Source organism: Pseudomonas sp. IT-347P, from assembly GCF_949768005.1.
In the GTDB taxonomy this organism is placed as follows: domain Bacteria; phylum Pseudomonadota; class Gammaproteobacteria; order Pseudomonadales; family Pseudomonadaceae; genus Aquipseudomonas.
Map to the genome: position 1 here is coordinate 34,327 of NZ_CATKPQ010000058.1, position 18,439 is coordinate 52,765.

The following is an 18,439-nucleotide window of genomic DNA, read 5'->3' on the forward strand; positions in this document are numbered from 1 at the left end:
CTCCCTCCGGGAGAGGGCTGGGGTGAGGGGCTCTTGAACTTGCCGTGCAAATATCGATCAGTTCCTTACAGGTTCAGTCACGGGAGATCGGAGTTTTGCGCAAGTTCAGGATCGCCATTCTGCTGGGAGCACTGCTGTTTCTCGGCGCCAGTGAAATCGACGCCGCCGCATTGCCGGGCGTCCCGGCCGCCACCGCAGAGGCGGACAAACCTGAGCCGATCGTGCAGGGCGGTCTGCTCGGTGCGATTAGCTCGAGCATCGACGACGTCCAGGACAAACTCGATCTCAACGAACATCTGGTCGATGCCTGGCGGCTGCGCGCCGATCGCGCCGCCGATGAGGTGGACAAACTGGTCAATCAACCGTCAAACCGCTCGGGCTGGAGCGTTGCCGGTGATTTTCTCTCGTTGTCCGGCACTTGGCTCGGCAGTTTCGCGTTGCTGACCGTGCTCGGCAGCCTGTTGGCCAAGCGTCTGCGCGAGGGGCGCTGGTTGCGCACCCGCCAGCGCAGTCAGGATCTAATCGGTTACCTGCTGCCCTACACCTTGCCGGCGCTGATCTGTCTGCCGCTGACGCTGTACGTCAGTCATTTTCTGCAAGCCTCAGTCGGACGCGCGCTGGCGCTGTGCCTGGCCTACGCCACCAGCAGCGGCATCTTTTCCACCTCGATGTTGTTGTGTGTGGTGGTGATGTTCAACGTTGGCCATAAACGCCCGGCGGCGCGGATCATCCGCAATTACTGCCCACGACCGCTGTTCCTGATCGGTTTCCTCGCCGCCCTCAGCGATGCGCTGACCAGCCCGCAGATCGCCCGACAATTGGGTGGCAACATCACCAGCAGCATTGCCGTGTTCACCGGGCTGATCGCCTCGGTGATTTTCGGCTTGCTGGTGATTCGCCTGCGTCGCCCGGTGGCGCATCTGATCCGCAATCGCTCGCTGAGCCAACGGCTGAAACAACCTTCGTTGCAGGAGTCGCTGCGGATTTTCTCGGGGCTGTGGTACTGGCCGATCGTGCTGATGGTGCTGGTCTCGGCGGTCAATCTGATCGGCATCGGCGAGGACAATCAGAAGGCCCTGCGTTGCGCGCTGTTCACCACGGTGTTGCTGATCGGCACGGTGTTTCTCAGCACAATCCTGCAGCACCTGTTCAAGTCAAGAAAAGCCGAAGCGATCCAGCGCAGCAGCGCCTACAAAGAGCGGTTTCTCAGTCTGTTGCATGCCTTGCTGCGAATCGTCATCGCCATCGCGTTCATCGATATCCTCGGGCGGATCTGGGGCGTGTCGCTGCTCGATTTCGCCCAGAGCAGCACGGTCGGACGAGCCATCAGTAACGCGCTGAGCAGCATCGGCCTGATCTTCCTGGTCACGTGGCTGTTGTGGGTGGTGCTCGACACGGCAATTCAGGAAGCGCTGAAGCCGCCGCTCAGCAAACGCGCGGCGCGCCAGCCGAGCACGCGGGTGAAAACCATCCTGCCGCTGCTGCGCAATGCGATCAAAATCATCCTTGTGGTGATTTGCGCGATCACCACCATGGCCAATCTGGGTATCAACGTTGCGCCACTGCTGGCCGGTGCCGGGGTGGTCGGGCTGGCCATCGGTTTTGGTTCGCAGCAATTGGTGCAGGACGTGATCACCGGTCTGTTCATCATCATTGAAGACACGCTGTCGATTGGCGATTGGGTGGTGCTCGATTCAGGGCATGCCGGTACCGTCGAAGGGCTGACCATTCGCACCCTGCGTTTGCGCGATGGCAAAGGGTTTGTGCACTCGGTGCCGTTCGGTCAGATCAAAGCGGTGACCAACCAATCACGGCAGTTTGCCTTCGCGTTTTTCTCGGTGCAGTTCACTTACGACACCGATGTGGATAAAGCCATCGAGCTGATCCGCGAGACCGGTGATTCGATCCGCGAAGACCCGTTCCTCAAATACAACCTGCAAGGTCCGCTGGATGTGTTTGGCGTGGACAGGATGGATTTGAACGGTGTGGTGCTGACGGCGCAGTTCCGCACCGTGTCGGGCGGGCAGTATGCGGTGAGTCGGGCGTTTAACCAGCGCTTGAAGAAGCTTGTGGATAACACCGCGACCGTGCATTTCGCGCAAACTTATCCACAGCAGGTGTTGTTGCCCAAGCGGCAGCAGGAGGAGGCTGTGGTGGCGAGCGAGGTGCCGCAGGAGTCGCGGACTTAACGCAATATTAGTGGTGCAGTGCCGGCCCCTTCGCGAGCAAGCTCGCTCCCACATTGGATTTGTGGACGCCGCAAGCCCTGTGGGAGCGAGCTTGCTCCGGGCGGCGTTCCGACGAAGAGGCCGGTGAGGACAACCTCAATGCCGGATCAGCTTGCTGCGCACCTGTTCCATGCCGATCTGATCCAGCTCCAGCCAAAATTGCTGTTTACCGGCAATCTCCGCCGCTGCCGGCAAACCATCCCGATAGACCAAGCGATTACTTACCAACGCCGGCACTTTCACCCCCGGCAACAACGTCCCGGCTAGGTTCAGCGGATCCACCCCGCACACTGCGACCAGGCTACCGTCATGTGGCCGCCGCCGTACTTCGCGCAACAATGGAATCGCCTCGGGCAAGGCAAACTGCTCCCCCGCCAAACCACTGACAAAGCGCCCGCCGCGAATCTCGCCGCGCGCTTCCAGGCGATGAAACGTACGCAGCAACTCACGCCAACTCGGCAACCAGTCCGCCTCGCGCTCCAGCAAGCGCCAGAACACTACGCCATAGCGTCTTAACAACGTCATCGCGACATGTTCAAGGGTGTCGCTGTTATCCACTGCCATCCCGCGCCGCAGCAAGGCCCAACGTCCGGCGTCATCCATCCCACCGACAAAGGCCCCGCGCCCGCGACGACTGCTGCGCTGCTGGCGCTTGCTCGCAGGGGTGATCAACGCGCGCAGGCCGGCAAAGCTGTCGGCGTTCACCAGGCCGGCGCCGACCAGTTCCTGCAAGGCGATTTCCAGCTCCGTGCGCAGCAGGTGCGCTTCATGACTCAGTTCGTCAAAAAACAGCGCGCCGTGCTGACTCAAGGCTTCATAGACTTTCTGGGTTTTTGGCGACAGTTCGCTCACTGGTGTCTGTTCGGCCAACGCGCTCCACAAACCGACCTGACTGCGCGGCAACAATACGATCGGCGTACTGCGCAACGCCGTGCCGCTGACTTTCTGCCGGGCACTGAGGCGCATCCACACCAGCTTGCCGTTGCGGCACAAGTCATCCAGCCAGCTCTGCGAATAATCTTTGAGACGCGCCGGAAGAATGTCGCTGTCCCACGCCGAAGCGGCCGCCGCGTAGCCTTCGAATTGGCCGACGATCGCCGGCAGCACGGCGCTGCCCTGACCGCGAGTCGCGGGCGACAGATGCTGCCAGTCAAACAGAAACCGCATGAAATCCTGCAGCGCGACCGGTTCGATTTCCCGACGCAGGCGCTTGACCGTGTAGCGATGAATGCGCGCGAGCAGATGGCGTTCGCACCATTCCTCGACATTACTGCCGGGCGTGAATTGGCCGCGCAGCACATAACCTTCGCGCTCCAGTTGTGCGAGGGCCTGATGGACTTGAGCGCTCGGCAGCGCGAGCGGTTCGGCGATGGCGAGCAGCGGCAGTGGGCCGAAGGCGCCGAGGCGGGCGCGGATCACTTCGACCAATGCCTCGTCAAACGTCCAGGGCTCAGCAAATCCCGGCAATGCCACCAGCTCGTCCTGCAGTCTGGCTTGTGGATAAAGCGCTTGCAGGCAGGTCAGGCGTTCGCGGGCCAGCCATACACAATGCTCGGCATCGATTTGCAAACGGCAGGCGCGACCGCTGTGGGCGAGATTTTCCAGCCATGCACGCCAACCTTCGTTCGCTTGCACTTCTGCCTCGCTGATGCACGCCAGGCTCATCAGCGCTTCATGCATTTCATCCACAGCGTTCGGCTTCGGCCACGCCTCTTCACGCACGGCGGCAATCGCGTCCGCGTCCAGCGCACCGAGGTCGTCGGTCGATTGCGGATCGCTCCAGCGGCGGTTGATCACCGCTTGTGTGCGGCGTTCCTCAAGCGGCGCGTCGTCGAGGAACGTGTACGGTCGGGCGCTGAGGATTTCCGCCGCCAGCGGCGAGGGCGCCGGCAGATCGCGGCTGATCAGGCGCACGTCGCCACGCTCCATACGCCGCAGCAAGTTCAGCCAGCCTTCGCTGTCCATCGCCTCGTGCAGGCAGTCGTCGAGGGTTTGTTCGATCAACGGGTGCTCAGGAATTTCCCGTTCACCGGCGAGGTTTTCCAGGCAGGCAATCTGATCGGGAAACACGCTGGCAATCAGGTCTTCGCTTTTCATCCGCTGTAACTGCGGGGCGACTTTGCGCCCGCCAGTAAAACGCGGCAATGCCAGCGCCACGCCGGCATTCCAGCGCCAGCGCACGCCGAACAGCGGCGCGTCGAGTACCGCTTGAATGAGGGTGTGCTCGGCGCTGTTGCTGTTCAGGTAACGCCAGACATCATCGAGTTCGAAGCTGTGGCTGGTGGACAGCGACAGGACGATCGCGTCCTCGCTGGCGGCGGCCTGCAATTCGAAGTTGAAGGTGCGGCAGAAACGCTTGCGCAGGGCCAGGCCCCAGGCGCGGTTGATGCGGCTGCCGAACGGCGAGTGGATGATCAATTGTGTGCCGCCGGACTCGTCGAAGAAACGCTCCATCAGCAGCGTGTCCTGCGAAGGCAGGGCGCCGAGGGTTTGTCGGGCGCGGGCCAGGTATTCGACCAGTTGTTCGGCGCTGGCGAGGTTGAGGCCGAGGGTGTGTGTCAGCCAGTCGAGCGCCGGTTGCAGATTGCCGGGGCTGGCACTGAGCAGTTCATCGAGCTGCGCTTGCAGGCGCGCCACGGCGGACGACAGTTCATCGCTGCGCCCCGGCGCTTCGCCGAGCCAGAACGGAATGGTCGGCGGTTGGCCGTGGGCATCCTCGACGCGCACCTTGCCGGTTTCCACGCGCAGGATGCGATAGGACGTGTTGCCGAGCTGAAATACATCGCCGGCAATGCTTTCCACGGCGAAGTCTTCGTTGACGCTGCCGATGTTCAAGCCTTGCGGCTCGAGCATGACGCTGTAGTCGGCGTTATCGGGAATGGTGCCGCCGCTGGTCACGGCGGTCAGTTGCGAGCCACGTCGGCCACGCAAGGTGCGGCTGACGGCGTCGCGGTGCAGGTAGGCGCTGCGGATGCCCTGACGGCCGTTGTAGCCCTCGGCGAGCATGCTCAGCAGGGCCTGATAATGTTTTTCGTCGAGGTCGCGGTAGGGCGAGGCTTGGCGGAACATCGCCAACAGCGCGTCTTCGGGCCACTCCTGACAACTGACCTCGGCGATGATCTGCTGTGCCAATACATCCAGTGGCGCTTCGGGGATGTGCAGGGTGTCGAGTTCACCCCGGCGCACGCAGTCGAGCAGAGCGGTGCATTCGATCAGATCATCGCGGGTGGTGGCGAACAAACGCCCCTTGGGCGTGCCGCCTACCTGGTGCCCGGAGCGGCCAACGCGTTGCAAGAATCCGGCGATAGAGCGCGGGGAGGCGATCTGGCAGACCAGATCGACTTCGCCGATATCGATGCCCAGTTCCAGCGAGGCGGTGGCGATCAACACCTGCAGCTCGCCGCGCTTGAGGCGTTGTTCGGCGTCGAGGCGAAATTCCTTGGCCAGACTGCCGTGGTGCGCCGCCACGGCATGTTTGCCCAGGCGTTCGCTCAGATGCCGGCTCAGACGCTCGGCCAGTCGCCGGGTGTTGACGAAAATCAGTGTGGTGCGGTGTGCGCGTGCCAGCTCCGCGAGGCGGTCGTAAACCAGTTCCCAGACATCGTTGGCCATCACTGCCGACAACGGCACGGGCGGCACCTCAATGCCCAGATCCCGTGGCCGCGCATGGCCGATGTCGATGATTTCGCAGGGGCGTTCATGGCCGACGAGAAATTGCGCCACGGCTTCGACCGGTTTCTGCGTGGCGGACAGGCCGATGCGGGTCAGCGGTTCGGCGCACAACGCCTGCAGGCGCTCAAGGCTCAGGGCAAGATGACTGCCGCGCTTGCCGGCGGCCATCGCGTGAATCTCATCGATGATCACCGTGCGCGTGGTGCCGAGCATTTTTCGTCCCGATTCGGAACCGAGCAGGACGTAAAGCGATTCAGGGGTAGTGACTAGAATGTGCGGCGCGGACTTGCGCATGGCCGCGCGTTCTTTTTGCGGGGTGTCGCCGGTGCGCACGGCGGTGGTGATTTCCAGTTCGGGCAGATTCATCTGCCGCAGTTGCCCGGTGATCCCGGCCAGCGGGTTTTGCAGGTTGATGCGAATGTCGTTGGACAGCGCCTTCAGCGGCGAGACGTAGACCACCAGGGTTTCGTCGGGCAGGCCGTCGGGATTTTCCAGACCGCGATGGACAAGGTCGTCGAGCACGGCGAGAAATGCAGTGAGGGTTTTGCCGGAGCCGGTGGGCGCGGCGATCAGCGTCGAGCGGCGCTGGCGGATCAACGGCCATGCGCGGGCCTGGGCGGCGGTGACCGTCGGGAACGTATTGCTGAACCAGGCGCTGACGGCGGGGTGAAAGCCTGCCAGGGCCGCGTCCGTAGGGATGGGCAGATTCATGGCTCAAGTTATGCGGGCGCGGGTGGGAAGATGCAAGTACCGCTGGGATCTTCAGCGTCTGGCATGGCCTCTTCGCTGGCAAGCCAGCTCCCACAAGGATTGCGGTGGACACAGAATATGTGGTCAGCACTAAACCCTGTGGGAGCTGGCTTGCCAGCGATGGGGCCAGTCGCCACGACACAAATCCCGGCGATCTACACTTTACGGATGACGGTTGCGCACTAAACCCGCAAAATGCAACGATTCCGGCAATTATCGACGACGGTTCCACACGATCCGTCGCTAAAGCCATCGTTCCAATCAGACTGGGCCTGCTGACTCTATGCGAATGCGCCTTATGTTACTGGGCGGCGGAAATGCCCTTGGGCAGGCGCTGATTCGCCTCGGTGCAGAGGAAGACATCGGTTTCCTCGCCCCCCGCCCGCCCGAAAACGGCTGGGATGCCGCGAGCCTGACCCAATTGCTCGACGACACCCGTCCCGATGCATTGATCAACCTCGCCTACTATTTCGACTGGTTCCAGGCCGAAACCGTCAGCGAAAGCCGCATGGCCGGGCAAGAGCGTGCGATCGAGCGTCTGGCCGAACTGTGCCAGCACCACAATATCGTCCTTGTGCAGCCCTCCAGTTATCGGGTGTTCGATGGTTCACGGGCCACGGCGTACAGTGAAAAAGACGAGCCAGTGCCGCTGGGCCTGCGCGGTCAGGCGTTGTGGCGGATCGAGCAGAGCGTTCGCGCCACGTGCCCGCAGCACGTACTGCTGCGTTTCGGCTGGTTGCTCGATGACAGCCCGGACGGCACCCTCGGACGTTTCCTCGCCCGCGCCGAACTACCGGATGAATTGCTCCTGGCCGATGACCGCCGCGGCAATCCGACCCCGGTCGACGATGCTGCACGCGTGATCATTTCGGTGCTCAAGCAACTCGATTGCGCCGCGCCGCTGTGGGGCACTTACCACTACGCCGGCCACGAAGCGACCACACCGCTGGCGCTGGGCCAGGCGATTCTGACCGAGGCGCGCAGCCTGCACGCCCTGGCCATCGAAGCACCGACCGCCCAGGCTCACGCCGCGCGACCGGACGCTGCGGAAGAGCCGCAACACGCGGTGCTGGCCTGTAAGAAAATTCTGCACACTTTCGGGATCAAGCCGCGCGCTTGGCGTGCCGCGCTCCCGGGCTTACTGGATAGGTTTTACCGACATGGCTGAAGGGACTGTTTTAATCACCGGAGGCGCCGGCTTCATTGGCTCGCACCTGACCGACGCCTTGCTCGCCAAGGGGCATTCGGTGCGCATCCTCGACGATTTGTCGACCGGCAAACGCAGCAACCTGCCGCTGGATAATCCGCAGGTGGAGCTGATTGTCGGTGATGTTGCCGATGCCGCGTTGGTGACCAACGCCATGCAAGGCTGCAGCGCGGTTGCTCACCTCGCGGCGGTGGCCTCGGTGCAGGCCTCGGTGGACGATCCGGTGAAGACTCACCAGAGCAATTTCATCGGTACGCTGAACGTCTGCGAAGCCATGCGTGTGGCCGGGGTCAAGCGTGTGGTGTATGCCTCCAGTGCGGCGGTATACGGCAACAACGGTGAAGGCGAGTCGATTGATGAAGACACGCCCAAAGCCCCGCTGACGCCTTATGCCTCGGACAAACTGGCAGGCGAACACTATTTCGATTTCTATCGCCGCCAGCATGGCCTGGAACCGGTGATTTTCCGCTTCTTCAACATCTTCGGCCCGCGTCAGGATCCGTCCTCGCCGTACTCCGGGGTGATCAGCATTTTCAGCGAGCGTGCGCAGAAAGGCCTGCCGATTACCGTGTTCGGTGATGGCGAGCAGACCCGCGATTTCCTGTATGTCGAAGATCTGGTTGATTTGCTGGTGCAGGGGATCGAAAAGCCTGAGGTGGAAGTCGGCCCGGTGAACGTCGGCTGGAATCAGGCTATGAGCCTCAAACAGATGCTTGACGCCCTGCAAGCGGTGGTTGGTGAACTGCCGCCGATCAGCTATGGCCCGGCGCGTTCCGGTGACATCCGTCATTCGCGGGCGAACAACGCGCGTTTGCTGGAGCGTTTCAAGCTGCCGCAGCAGACGCCGATGAGTGTGGGTTTGGCGCGCTTGCTCGGTAGCTCCTGAAAAGCCCCTCATCGGAACGCCGCCCGCCTAACCCTCTCCCTGAGGGAGAGGGGACTGATCGAGGTGTACTTTCGAGTTACGCCGACGTGAAATACCGAGTCGAACTGAGATTTTGAAGAACACACAAATCGGCTCCCTTTCCCCCTCTCCCTGAGGGAGAGGGCTGGGGTGAGGGGGAGATCCAACTCACGCCACACAGTTGCGGCAGACATGAAAAAGGCGCCCTTTGACAGGCGCCTTTTTCACGGCCGGAATATATATCGCTACTCCTGTGGCGAGGGAATGTTATCCCCCGATCAACTGCGTACGGTCGCCGTCAGTTCTATGCCTGCTCGCCACCAAGCCTCATTCACCACCACGTGAACGTTCGTTAACTCGACTTAGAACTTATAGCCCAAGCCAACCATGTAGATGAACGGATCCACATCCACGTTGACGCGCGCGCGAGTGCCCGGCGCAACGGCGTTGTTCTCGACGGTGGCGCGGGTGTCGATGTCGATGTAACGCACTTGGGCGTTGAGCATGATGTTGTCGGTCAGCATGTAGTCAGCACCGACCTGCCAGGCCAGGCCCCAGGAGTTTTTCGCCTTGAAGTTGCTGAAGCCGTTGGCGCTGGCTTCGCTGCCGACGTGCTCGTCATAGATCCAGGTGTAGTTGATACCGCCACCGACATACGGCTGGAACGGCGACTTCGCATCCAGCGGGTAGTAGACAACGCTGAGGGTCGGTGGCAGGTGTTTCAGGGTGCCGAGTTTGCCGTTGGCTGCTGGCAGGGCAGTGCCCTTGAGCTTGACGTCATGCTCGAACGGCGTGGCGGCGAGCAGTTCGAGACCGACGTGATCGGTGAGCATGTAGGCGAAGTTCAGACCCAGTTGGGTGTCGCTGCTCATGGTCGCCTTGCCGCCCAGATTGGTGCCGCTCAACGGACCCTGATCGACCTTGACGCTGGAGCTGTCGGCCTTCGGATTGACGGTGATCGCACCGGCGCGGATGAGGATGTCACCGGCTTCGTGGGCGTGGGCGAGCGGGGCTGTGAGCGCGAGGGCAAACAGCGAGGCGCTGAGCAGGGACTTGTTCATGGGGGCTCCGAAAGGACGTTGGAAATGTCTGATGTCCTATGGTACGAAGCCAACTGATACGGTCTTTTGACTCAGCTCAATGAAACAGTGAAGGGGCGAGCTTCTGTGGAACCTTTGCCGACCCCTTCGCGAGCAAGCTCGCTCCCACAGTGATCGAGTCAACCACAAAATTTATGGTCACCACCGAAACCTGTGGGAGCGAGCCTGCTCGCGAAGGGGGCATTGCAAACAGCACAAAACTACCGGGGATTACTCCGGCAGCTCATACGCATAAATCTTGTCTGCATCCATCTGATACCCGGCATCCGCCAGTTCGCTGCTCGACGCCTTGACCTGCAACGGCCCCTCGACCCAATACGGCTGATACAGCTCATCCAGCTTCACGCCCAACTCGCTTTTCACATGCACAATCTGGTTCGACGGCGGTGGCGGCACGTGGATGCAGGCGCCGAAATACGGCACCAGCAAAAAGTCCGTGGTGCGTCCTTCTTCGTTGACCTCCAGCGGCACGATATAGCCCGGCAAGCGGATGTTCTGCCCGTCGAGTGACTGCACCACCGGCGCGTTCGGCATGTCCTGTTTCGCCGCTGGCGCCGACTCGGCGGACAGCGCATCACTCATTTTCGACAGGTCGTGCAGCGGCGTCATGTTCGGTACTTCCGGCGCGGCATCCGGTGGGATCATTTCCGACCACGTCAGGTCTTTCGGCGCCGCTGCCCACACGGGCAGAGCGACCAGCAACAGCAGCGCAAGCAAGGCGCGGGGCATGGTGAACATCCTCATAAACGGATCGACAGGCCATCGGCCAGGGATTGGCGGTAAGCGCGCCAGGCCGGCACACTGCCCATCAGCAGCGCGGCCGCCAGAATGCCACCGAGCAGCGTCCATTCATACTCGCTCGGCCACGCCAGCGGCAGATACAAACCGTAATTGGCCTGCACATAGCCCTGCGCGGCGGCGATGCCGATGTACAAAAGCGCTACCCCGGCAATCACCCCGGTCAGCGCCAGTGCGAAAGCCTCAAGCACCAACAGGCTCGCGATGTGCCATGGCCGTGCACCGACCGAGCGCAGAATCGCCATCTCGCGGCGCCGTTCGTTGAGGCTGGTGAGAATTGCGGTGAGCATGCCGATCAACCCGGTCAGCACCACGAACAGCGACACGACGAACAACGCTTTTTCAGCGGTGCTCATCAGGCTCCACAACTCTTGCAAGGCCACCCCCGGCAGAATCGCCAGCATCGGTTCGCCACGGAATTCGTTGATCTCGCGTTGCAGGGCAAAGGTGGAAATCTTGCTGTTGAGGCCGAGCATGAACGCGGTGATCGCTTGCGGCGTCAGGTCCATGTTGCGCGCCTGATCGGCGGTGATTCGGCCGTTGCCACGCGCCGGCACGCCGTTGTGCCAGTCGATGTGAATCGCCTCCATGCCGCCGAGGCTGATGTGCAGCGTACGATCGACCGGGGTGCCGGTGCGCTTGAGAATACCGACCACGGTAAACGGTTTGTCGTCGTGCTTGACCAGACTGATCGCGGCGACGCCGTGGGCCAGCACCAGTTTGTCGCCGAGCTTGTAATGCAGCGCATCCGCGACCTCGGCACCCAGCACCACTTCGAACGGATCCGTTGCAAACGCGCGGCCGTCGGCCAGTTCCAAGTGTTGCTGGCGACCGTACTGGTAGTGCTCGAAATAGGCTTCGGTGGTACCCATTACGCGATAGCCGCGATGGGAATCGCCGAGGGACATCGGGATCGCCCACTTCACTTTCGGGTTGCTGGCGAAGTGTTCGAAGCTGTCCCAGCGGATGTTGTTGGTGGCGTTGCCGATGCGGAACACCGAGTACAGCAGCAGGTTCACCGAACCGGAGCGGGCGCCGACGATCAGGTCGGTGCCGCTGATGGTGCTGGCGAAGCTGGCTTTGGCTTCGGTACGCACTCGTTCAACGGCGAGCAGCAGGCATACAGACAGGGCGATGGCGAATGCAGTGAGCAGGGCGGTGAAGCGGCGGTTGGCCAGGCTGGCCATGGCCAGACGAAACAGATACATCTCAGACCTCGGCAGACGTGGCGGCGCGATTGAGTTCGGCCAGGGACAGGTGACGGTCGAACAGCGGCGCCAGGCTCTGGTCGTGGCTGACAAACAGCAGACTGGAACCGGCCTCGCGGCATTCAGCGAACAACAGGCGAATGAAGTTTTCCCGGGCGTCGTAGTCCAGTGCCGAGGTCGGTTCGTCAGCGATCACCAACTCAGGCTGACCGATCAGCGCGCGTGCGGCAGCGACCCGCTGTTGCTGGCCGATCGACAGCGAGTCGGCGCGGCGACTGAGGATGCTTTCGTCTTTCAAACCCAAGTGAGCGAGCAACGTGGCGGCGGCTTGATCGACGCTGCCGTGGCGCTGTTTCGCCCGTTGCGCACGCAGTTTCGAGAAGTGACACGGCAGCTCAACGTTTTCGCGTACCGAGAGAAACGGCAGCAGGTTGAACTGCTGGAAGATGTAGCCGGTGTGATCAACGCGAAACGTATCGCGGGCGCCGGCGGAGAGTTCGGTGAGCTCCTGGCCGAGCAGGCGAATGCTGCCGCGACCGGGTTTCTGCACACCGCCGAGCAAGCCGAGCAGGGTGGTCTTGCCGCTGCCGCTGGGGCCTTTGAGAAACAGGGTTTCGCCAGCTTCCAGACGAAACGCCGGGATGTCCAGCAGCGGCGGGTGACCGGGCCAGTTGAAGCCCAGGTCGGACAGTTCGATGAGTGCTTGGGTCATGGCACCAGTTTCATGAGGTGAACGCATATTGCCTGTGGGAGCGGGCTTGCTCGCGAATGCGGTGTGTCAGTCTACGTAGACTGGGTTGATCTACCGCATTCGCGAGCAAGCCCGCTCCCACAAGGGATTTTCGGTGTGATCAGAATTTCAGGGCAGCAGCCTTGGCCGTCACTTCGGTACCCTGCTGGCCGCTGGCGCTGATCAGTTGTACCTGAATTTTCTGCGTCGCCGGGAAGGTCTTGAAGATGTTCGCCAGATCGAGGGTCTTCAGCGCACCTGGTGTGGCGCAGTTGAATTGATAGTGCGCGTGGATTTCACTGTGGTCGTGGTGATGCTCGTGACCGTCCTTGTCCGCTTCATCGTCGTCATGGTCGTCGGCATCCGGCTTGTCACCGAACAGCGGGCTTTCCAGTTCCTGGCTGACCACTTTGCAACCGGCAGCCGCGGGCAGGCTGAACAGGGCCAATGGTTTTTCCAGTTGCGCTCGGGCAGCAGCGACCTTGGCCTTGTCGGCATCCGAAGTGGCGACGTGCTCAAAACCGACGAGGTTCATCGCCGGGCTTTCCAGTTCAAGTTCCAGAGTCTGACCGTCGAGCGCAGCGTTCAGACGGCCAACACCGTGTTCGTGTGCACCGAGGCTGCCGTGTTCATGGTCGTGATCGTGGTCATGCTCATCAGCCGCGTGGGCGATGGCCAGCGGCAACAGGGCAAACGGCAAAGCGAGCAACAGACGACGCATGGCGGTCTCCGGGAAGTAAAGTGAAGAGTTTGTTATGTAATCTTATAACGAAAGTCCGCAGAGTTTGCCCGTGCGCTTGGCGTTGCACAAGTCCCGTGGGAGCATGCAGGTCAGAAATGTGCGGGAGCGAACTCAATGTTGCGGATACGCGGAACCGTCGGCGACGTGCCGGTGGATTTGACGGTGGAACTGGATGACGGCGACTGGGCGAAGCTCGGTTCGACCCTGAATGGACAGGCGCCGGTTGCTCAATCTGAGACAGCAGCGGCGGCTCCGGCGGCGAAACCGCTGAATCAGGACGATGCGTTGTGGCAGGTGGCCAAGGATCTGTTGCGCAAGGCCGGGCAGCTCAGCGGGCCGGATCTGCTTGAACAACTGGAAGGACTGACCGGTAGTGGGGCGGCGGGCAAACGCTTGCTGGTGCGCCTGCGCCACAGTTCGGACGTGAAAGTGGTGAGCGGCGGGGATACGCCGCTCTACAGCTGGATCGAATGAAGGCTTAGTACAGTGCCGCAAACATCTTGCGGCGGTACACCGTCACCAGCGGATGATCATTGCCCAGCAGCTCGAACACCTGCAGCAAGGTCTTGTGCGGCAGCCCCTCGCCATAATTGCGGTTGCGGATGAACAGCTTGAGCAAAGCATCCAGTGCCGCTTCATACTGCTGGCGAGCGAGTTGCTGAATCGCCAGTTGATACACCGCCTCATCGTCCTGCGGATTTTTCGCCAAACGCGCTTTCAGATCGGCGGCATCCGGCAGGTCACGTGCCAGGCCAAGGAACTTGATCTGCGCCTTGGCCCCGGCCAGCGCGGCTTTGTGCTCGTCGCTCTTGACTGCATCGAGCACGTTTTGCGCTTCGTCCAGTTCGCCGCGTTCGGTCAGGCAGCGCGCGTAGAGAATCAGCGCCTTGGCATTAGTGTTGTCTTCATTGAGCATCACCACCAGCGCTGCTTCAGCGTCGGCGTAACGGCCGTCATCGAACAACGCCTGAGCCTGTTCGAACGGATCGGCTGCAGCGGGTGGCGGCATCTGCACATGCGGCTCAAGCAGGGCGCGCACGGCGGATTCCGGTTGTGCACCGGCAAAGCCGTCGACCGGTTGGCCGTCCTTGAACAGCACCACGGTCGGCAGGCTGCGAATACCGAAGCGGGCGACGATGTCCTGCTCAATGTCGCAGTTGACCTTGGCCAGCAGCAACTCGCCCTGATAGCTCTCGGCAATGCCTTGCAGCATCGGCATCAGCGCCTTGCACGGCGCACACCACTCGGCCCAGAAATCCACCAGCACCGGTTTGTTGAAAGAGGCCTCGATCACCGACTGGTCGAAATCGGCCGTCGTAGCGTCGAAGATGTACGGCGTTTGCTCACTCATGGGGGATCTCGTCAAAGCGTGGATGGGGCAACTATACGGCTTGGTGGGGTGTGGCCGGAAGCGGGGCGGGGTTTGAGATATGTGTCGCCTGGGAGGACGCTTTTGCGGGCAAGCCCGCTCCCACAGTATTTTGGTGATACACAAAGTCTGCGGACGACATCAGACCCTGTGGGAGCGAGCCTGCTCGCGAAGCTTTTAGCTAACGCCGCGCGTGGTACAGGCTGACATGCCTGAACTCTTCCGGCTCCGCCAGATCCGGCAAGGTCATCGCCTCAAGCATTTCAATCCGCTCATACAACGGATGACGAAAATCCCGAACCCGCGAATCCGCCACCAGCGCTTCACGGCCACGGCTTAAAAACGCATCCAGCAACGGCAGATTCGCCCGGTCGTACAACACGTCGGCCACCAGAATCAGATCAAAGCGATCCGCCTCGGCAAAGAAATCCGTCGAATAACTCATTTGCACATCATTAAGCTCGGCGTTCGCCCGGCACGCGGCAATCGCCAGCGGATCGAGATCGCACGCCACGACTTCCAGCGCGCCGGCCTTTACTGCCGCGATCCCGGCAATCCCGGAACCGGCGCCGAAATCCAGCACGCGTTTACCGCGCACCCACTCGGGAAACTCCGCCAGATACCGCGCCACCGCCAGACCACTGGCCCAGCAGAAACCCCAGTACGGCGGTTCATGCAGGATTCGCTGAATTTCTTCCTGGCTGAATTCACGAGCCATGTTGTCGCCATCGATCAGCCACAACTGCAAATCGGTGTCCGGCAACGCGCAGGTCTTCAGTCTGGCGTCGCCGAGCAATTCACCCAACGCCCGTTGCAGATCGAGCGGTGCATTCATGGCGCTTTGACGAATTGCAGTTGGCCCAGTGCCTGAGTGGTCGGCTGGCTGATGGTCTGCGACGGCAGGTGCAGGATCAACTGGCCGGACTGGCTGGCGCGACCGCGCAGCTCAACCCGCGCACCGGCCGGGAACGCGTCCGGGTTGAAGCGCAGGCGGAACGGCAGGATCTGGTTGTTGCCGATCAGGCTGGAACTGGCGAGCAATTGTTGCGGGCGATCCTTCTCGTCGATCACCAGCAGCGCCAGTTCGACTTCAGCGCCGGCCGGCACGCCTTGCAGGGTGCCGCTCAGTTCCCGTTGATAAGCCGGCAGCGGGCCGAGGTCGGCGGCCTCTTTGGCTTTTTTCTGCGCTTGCTGCGGTGCCGGGCCTGGCGTCGGCGGCTGAGGCTTGGGTGCATCGCTGCCACAGGCCACCAACAGGCTGAAAAGACTGAGCAAAACGAGCGGACGTAACGGCATTGGATGCTCCGGCAAAATGAAATCCATGGATCAAACGATCATGCCGTTCTGTATACCGCAAAGCCTATGGCTTGTCTTGCCACCGGGATGCGCTACCATGGCCCTCCCTTTTTTTGTTGCCAGCCACCATGCACTGTCCCTTCTGCGGTGCCAACGACACCAAGGTCATCGACTCGCGTCTGGTCGCCGAGGGCGAACAGGTGCGCCGCCGGCGTGAATGCCTGGCCTGCGGCGAACGTTTCACGACATTCGAGACGGCCGAACTGGTGTTGCCGCGCCTGATCAAAACCGACGGCAGCCGCCAACCGTTCGACGAAGAAAAACTCCGCGCCGGCATGCAACGCGCGCTGGAGAAACGTCCGGTGAGCGTCGAGCGCCTCGAATCCTCTCTGGTCCACATCAAGCACAAGCTGCGCGCCACCGGCGAGCGCGAGGTCAAATCCCTCGTGGTCGGCGAACTGGTGATGGCCGAGCTGCAAAAGCTTGATGAAGTCGCCTACATCCGTTTCGCGTCGGTATACAAACGCTTTCAGGATCTCAACGAATTCCGCGAAGAAATCGACCGCCTCGCCCGCGAACCGGTGAAAGAATGACCACCGCCGCCGAGCAGGCCATCCTCGACGCCCACTTCATGGCCCGCGCGCTGGAACTGGCGCGCAAAGGTCACTACACCACCCACCCCAATCCTCGGGTTGGCTGCGTGGTGGTGCGTGACGGGCAGATTGTCGGCGAAGGCTGGCATGAACGCGCCGGCGAACCCCACGCCGAAGTCCATGCCCTGCGCGCCGCCGGTGAGTTGGCCCGGGGCGCCACTGCCTACGTGACCCTTGAACCGTGCAGCCACCATGGCCGCACGCCGCCGTGCGCCGATGCGCTGGTGAATGCCGGGGTGAGTCGGGTAGTGGCGGCAATGTGCGATCCTAATCCGCAAGTCGCCGGACGTGGTTTGCAGCGTCTGGCCGATGCCGGCATCGCCACCGAAAGTGGTGTGCTGGAAGCCGAGGCACGCCAGCTCAATCAAGGTTTTCTGAAGCGCATGGAACACGGCTTGCCGTTCGTGCGGGTCAAGTTGGCCATGAGCCTCGACGGGCGCACGGCGATGGAAAGCGGCGAGAGCCAATGGATCACCGGCCCTGCTGCACGTTCGGCGGTGCAGCGTTTGCGCGCTCAGGCCGCCGTGGTTCTGACTGGCGCTGACACGGTGTTGGCCGACGGCGCGCGGTTGACCGTACGCGCCGACGAACTCGGTCTGGACAGTGAGCAAACGGCGCTGGCCATGAGTCGACCACCGCTGCGCGTGCTGATCGACGGCCGTCTGCGAGTGCCACTGGATGCGCCGTTCTTCAAGGCCGGCCCGGCGCTGGTCGCCACCTGTGTCGCAATCGAAGAGCAATACGCTCACGGCCCCGAGTGCCTGATCGTGCCGGGTGAGGACGGCCAGGTCGACTTGCATCGATTACTGATCGAACTGGCCAGTCGTGGTACCAACGAAGTGCTGGTCGAGGCCGGTCCACGCCTGGCCGGTGCTTTTGCGCAGCTCGGTCTGGTTGATGAGTTCGTGATCTTCATCGCCGGCAAGTTCCTCGGCTCCTCGGCGCGTCCGCTGCTCGACTGGCCGCTGACTTATATGAAGGACGCGCCTGAGCTGAAAATCACTGAAATTCGCGCGGTGGGCGATGACTGGCGAGTCACAGCCATCCCTGTCGTTTCGGCGAGCGTATAATTCCCGGCCATCGCGTTAGCGCTGGCCCAGTTCTCAAGGAGAACCGCATGTTTACCGGCATCATCGAATCCATCGGCAGTATCCGCGCACTGACCCCAAAGGGCGGTGATGTGCGGGTCCACGTCGCCACCGGCAAGCTCGACCTGAGCGACGTCAAACTCGGCGACAGCATCGCGGTCAACGGCGTCTGCCTGACGGCGGTTGAGCTGCCGGGCGACGGCTTTGCCGCTGACGTCAGCCGTGAAACCCTCGACTGCACCGCCATGAATGACCTGAAAAGCGGCAGTCCGGTCAATCTGGAAAAAGCCCTGACCCCGACCACCCGTCTCGGCGGGCATCTGGTCAGCGGCCACGTCGACGGTGTCGGCGAAATCGTCTCGCGCAGTGACAATGCCCGCGCCGTGGAATTTCGCATCCGCGCGCCGAAAGAGCTGGCCAAGTACATCGCTCATAAAGGCTCGATCACCGTCGACGGCACCAGCCTCACCGTGAACGCAGTCGATGGCGCCGAGTTCATGCTGACGATCATTCCGCACACCCTGAGCGAAACCATCATGGCGTCGTACAAGCCAGGTCGTCGGGTGAATCTGGAAGTCGACTTGCTGGCGCGTTATCTGGAGCGTCTGCTCCTCGGCGACAAGGCCGCAGAGCCGAGCGCTGGCGGTATTACTGAAAGCTTTCTGGCCGCCAACGGCTACCTCAAATCCTGACT

Annotated in this window: 16 protein-coding genes; 7 read left to right on the plus strand and 9 right to left on the minus strand. The window is 61.9% G+C overall.

The window, feature by feature from the left end:
* Positions 1–95: 95 nt before the first annotated feature.
* Positions 96–2,189, plus strand: coding sequence for a mechanosensitive ion channel family protein (locus tag ACM6IV_RS24410; protein ID WP_414871984.1), 2,094 nt, complete (start codon positions 96–98; stop codon positions 2,187–2,189).
* Positions 2,190–2,324: 135 nt separating this feature from the next.
* On the opposite strand, the gene ACM6IV_RS24415 is transcribed toward ACM6IV_RS24410, so the two are convergent.
* Positions 2,325–6,611 (minus strand): DEAD/DEAH box helicase, encoded by a 4,287-nt coding sequence (locus tag ACM6IV_RS24415; RefSeq protein WP_414871985.1) that lies wholly within the window; start codon positions 6,609–6,611, stop codon positions 2,325–2,327.
* A gap of 322 nt (positions 6,612–6,933) precedes the next feature.
* Between ACM6IV_RS24415 and ACM6IV_RS24420 the strand changes: the two genes are divergently transcribed.
* Together ACM6IV_RS24420 and ACM6IV_RS24425 are read left to right on the plus strand one after the other, a co-directional pair.
* On the plus strand, positions 6,934–7,818 hold the full coding sequence (locus tag ACM6IV_RS24420) for a sugar nucleotide-binding protein (protein WP_414871986.1): 885 nt from the start codon (positions 6,934–6,936) through the stop codon (positions 7,816–7,818).
* Complete coding sequence (locus ACM6IV_RS24425; protein ID WP_414871987.1) at positions 7,811–8,743, plus strand: NAD-dependent epimerase/dehydratase family protein; 933 nt, start codon at positions 7,811–7,813, stop codon at positions 8,741–8,743. Before ACM6IV_RS24420 ends, ACM6IV_RS24425 begins: the two co-directional genes overlap by 8 nt.
* Before the next feature lie 380 nt (positions 8,744–9,123).
* Here ACM6IV_RS24425 and ACM6IV_RS24430 read toward each other — a convergent pair whose 3' ends face one another.
* From ACM6IV_RS24430 to ACM6IV_RS24450, 5 genes are all read right to left on the minus strand, one after another.
* Complete coding sequence (locus ACM6IV_RS24430; RefSeq protein WP_414871988.1) at positions 9,124–9,822, minus strand: OmpW/AlkL family protein; 699 nt, start codon at positions 9,820–9,822, stop codon at positions 9,124–9,126.
* A 249-nt stretch (positions 9,823–10,071) separates the two neighbouring features.
* A complete protein-coding gene (locus ACM6IV_RS24435) occupies positions 10,072–10,590 on the minus strand; it encodes a DUF3299 domain-containing protein (protein WP_414871989.1) in 519 nt (172 codons plus the stop codon).
* An 11-nt stretch (positions 10,591–10,601) separates the two neighbouring features.
* Positions 10,602–11,867: an ABC transporter permease gene (locus ACM6IV_RS24440; RefSeq protein ID WP_414871990.1), complete on the minus strand. Its 1,266-nt coding sequence runs from the start codon at positions 11,865–11,867 to the stop codon at positions 10,602–10,604.
* Between the two features lies 1 nt (position 11,868).
* A complete protein-coding gene (locus ACM6IV_RS24445; RefSeq protein WP_016984101.1) occupies positions 11,869–12,579 on the minus strand; it encodes an ABC transporter ATP-binding protein in 711 nt (236 codons plus the stop codon).
* Between the two features lie 139 nt (positions 12,580–12,718).
* Positions 12,719–13,318 carry a DUF2796 domain-containing protein gene (locus ACM6IV_RS24450; protein ID WP_414871991.1) on the minus strand — a complete coding sequence of 200 codons (600 nt, stop codon included), beginning with the start codon at positions 13,316–13,318 and terminating at the stop codon, positions 12,719–12,721.
* A 135-nt stretch (positions 13,319–13,453) separates the two neighbouring features.
* Here ACM6IV_RS24450 and ACM6IV_RS24455 point away from each other — a divergent pair, with 135 nt between their 5' ends.
* Positions 13,454–13,813 carry a hypothetical protein gene (locus tag ACM6IV_RS24455; protein WP_414871992.1) on the plus strand — a complete coding sequence of 120 codons (360 nt, stop codon included), beginning with the start codon at positions 13,454–13,456 and terminating at the stop codon, positions 13,811–13,813.
* A gap of 4 nt (positions 13,814–13,817) precedes the next feature.
* Here ACM6IV_RS24455 and trxA read toward each other — a convergent pair whose 3' ends face one another.
* From trxA to ACM6IV_RS24470, 3 genes are all read right to left on the minus strand, one after another.
* Positions 13,818–14,690 carry a thioredoxin gene (trxA, locus tag ACM6IV_RS24460; protein WP_414871993.1) on the minus strand — a complete coding sequence of 291 codons (873 nt, stop codon included), beginning with the start codon at positions 14,688–14,690 and terminating at the stop codon, positions 13,818–13,820.
* A gap of 199 nt (positions 14,691–14,889) precedes the next feature.
* On the minus strand, positions 14,890–15,543 hold the full coding sequence (locus ACM6IV_RS24465; protein WP_414871994.1) for a class I SAM-dependent methyltransferase: 654 nt from the start codon (positions 15,541–15,543) through the stop codon (positions 14,890–14,892).
* A complete protein-coding gene (locus ACM6IV_RS24470) occupies positions 15,540–16,004 on the minus strand; it encodes a YbaY family lipoprotein (protein ID WP_123375935.1) in 465 nt (154 codons plus the stop codon). Before ACM6IV_RS24470 ends, ACM6IV_RS24465 begins: the two co-directional genes overlap by 4 nt.
* A gap of 128 nt (positions 16,005–16,132) precedes the next feature.
* On the opposite strand from ACM6IV_RS24470, the gene nrdR reads away from it, so the two are divergent.
* From nrdR to ACM6IV_RS24485, 3 genes are read left to right on the plus strand one after another with little or no spacing between them, the layout of a single operon-like run.
* On the plus strand, positions 16,133–16,597 hold the full coding sequence (gene nrdR, locus ACM6IV_RS24475) for a transcriptional regulator NrdR (RefSeq protein WP_007910946.1): 465 nt from the start codon (positions 16,133–16,135) through the stop codon (positions 16,595–16,597).
* Entirely contained in the window at positions 16,594–17,727 is a 1,134-nt protein-coding gene (ribD, locus tag ACM6IV_RS24480) for a bifunctional diaminohydroxyphosphoribosylaminopyrimidine deaminase/5-amino-6-(5-phosphoribosylamino)uracil reductase RibD (RefSeq protein WP_414871995.1), read from the plus strand. Before nrdR ends, ribD begins: the two co-directional genes overlap by 4 nt.
* Before the next feature lie 47 nt (positions 17,728–17,774).
* Positions 17,775–18,437: a riboflavin synthase gene (locus tag ACM6IV_RS24485; protein WP_093434480.1), complete on the plus strand. Its 663-nt coding sequence runs from the start codon at positions 17,775–17,777 to the stop codon at positions 18,435–18,437.
* Positions 18,438–18,439: the final 2 nt, after the last annotated feature.